The organism is Streptomyces sp. SID5785 (assembly GCF_009870065.1).
Lineage (GTDB): Bacteria > Actinomycetota > Actinomycetes > Streptomycetales > Streptomycetaceae > Streptomyces.
Genome location: NZ_WWIA01001149.1, coordinates 1 through 1,789, shown reverse-complemented (window position 1 = coordinate 1,789; position 1,789 = coordinate 1). Strand labels below are relative to the sequence as shown.

The window sequence follows — 1,789 nt, the reverse complement described above, 5'->3', positions numbered from 1 at the left end:
GGATGCGGCGCGCGGGCACCCAGGAGGCGGTCGTCGTGGTCGGTGGCGCGGGCGGCTGGGCGGCGGCCGCGGCGGGGCTGCGGCACGCGGCGGAGACGGCGACGGCCGCGCAGGGTCTCGACGACCGGCCCTGGTACGACGCACGCCGGCTGGACATCGATCTGCTGCTGTGGCGGCTGCGGGACCACCGGGACCTCGCCGCGTTCGTGGAGCGGGCGATCGGCCCGCTCCAGGAGCACGACCGGCGCTCGAAGCCGCCGCTGCTGCCCACGCTGCAGACGTATCTCGCGCACGCGGGCCGCAAGGCGGAGACGGCGCGCGAGCTGCATCTGAACCGGCAGACGCTGTACAACCGGCTCGCGCGCATCGGGGAGTTGCTCGGCACGGACCTCGACGACCCGCAGACGGTGCTCGCGTTGAGCCTCGCGCTGCGCGCCCGCCGGCACATCGCACCGTAGGGCCGCCGCCCGGCGTCAGGTGCCGGACGGAACGTCGCCGGTCAACTCGTCGTAGACGCTGAGGACTTGGGTGACCGTGGCGTCCTCGGTGGGCCAGGAGGCGGCCTGGGCGGCGCCGCGCTCGCGCAGGGCGGCGCGCCGGTCGGGGTCGGCGAGCAGTCCGACGACCGCGCGGGCCAGCGCGGACGCGTCGCCGCAGGGCACCAACTCCGCCGCGTCCCCGACGAGTTCGACCACGCCCGCGGTCTCGGCCGCGACGAGCGGCACCCCGGCGTGCAGCGCCTCCTGGGCGAGCAGCGAGCGGGCCTCACCGGTGCCCGGGAGCAGTGCGACGTCGGCGGCCGCGAGGAGTTCGGCCACGTCGTCGCGGCGTCCGGCGAGCCGCACGGGCAGCATCTCGCGCTGGATGCGCCGCTGGAGCGCGGCCCGGCCCGGCCCCTCCCCCGCGATGACCAGCAGCGGGACCGGGTCGAGGGCGAGCCAGGCGTGCGCGGCGTCGAGCAGCAGGTCGTAGCCGCGGTGCCGTTCGAGGCTGCCGACGGCCATCAGCAACGGGCGGTCCACCGCGCCCAGTTCGGCCCGGGTCTTGAGCCGGGCACGCTCCGCGTCCGCCTCGTCGGCGACGCGGCGCGGCGGCGGGAAGGAGATCGCGGCGAGCCGGGCGTCGCGGGCGCCGCGGGCCCGGGCCCGGTCGACGAGCTCGGAGGTGGTGCCGAGGACCACGGTGGCGGCGCGGGCGACGCGCCGCTCGAGGACCCGCAGCAGCCGGGCGCGGGCGCCCTCGGCCCGCGGCCGGTTGTGCCAGGTGACGACGAGCGGGGTGGTGCGGCCGCTCAGGGCGAGCGCGGCGCGCAGGGCGGCGTGCAGACCGTGGGCGTGTACGAGGTCGGCGTCGGAGCAAGCCACGCGGAGCGCGGCGACGGACGTCGGGTCGCTGCTGCGGGGCACCGGCAGATGGTGGGCGCCCGCCTCCTCGAAGCCGTACGCGCGCTCGGTCGCGGCCGGGGCGCACACCGTGACGCGCACTCCGCGCGCGGTCAACCCGGCGGCCAGGGACCGGACATGGGCGCTGCTGCCCGCGCTGCCTCCGCCGAGCACCTGCACGGTGCGCAGCGCGGAGGGGCCGTGCGCGGGAGGGCTGCTCGCGTGGGTCACGCGGCCTGGCTCGTGATCGATCGGTCCGTGTCCTTCATGGGTCGGTCGCGGTGCGTTCTGTGCGTCTGCTGCGGGTCGTCCTGGGACGCCGTGGTCCGTCGCGGGAGAACGGCGTCACCGCAAGGAGCCGGGGCGGGGCCCCGCCTCGGGCCCAAGGATGCCAGTCCGTACGGGCG

General features: G+C 77.6%; 2 protein-coding genes. One reads left to right on the top strand and one right to left on the bottom strand.

Annotated elements, in window-relative coordinates; all coding sequences use genetic code 11:
- Window positions 1–458: helix-turn-helix domain-containing protein (locus GTW43_RS37260; RefSeq protein WP_161306387.1), on the top strand; the 458-nt coding region annotated here is incomplete at its 5' end.
- Between the two features lie 15 nt (window positions 459–473).
- On the opposite strand, the gene GTW43_RS37255 is transcribed toward GTW43_RS37260, so the two are convergent.
- Window positions 474–1,613, bottom strand: a complete 1,140-nt coding sequence (locus tag GTW43_RS37255) for a glycosyltransferase family 4 protein (RefSeq protein WP_161306386.1) — start codon at window positions 1,611–1,613, stop codon at window positions 474–476.
- Between the last annotated feature and the right edge of the window lie 176 nt (window positions 1,614–1,789).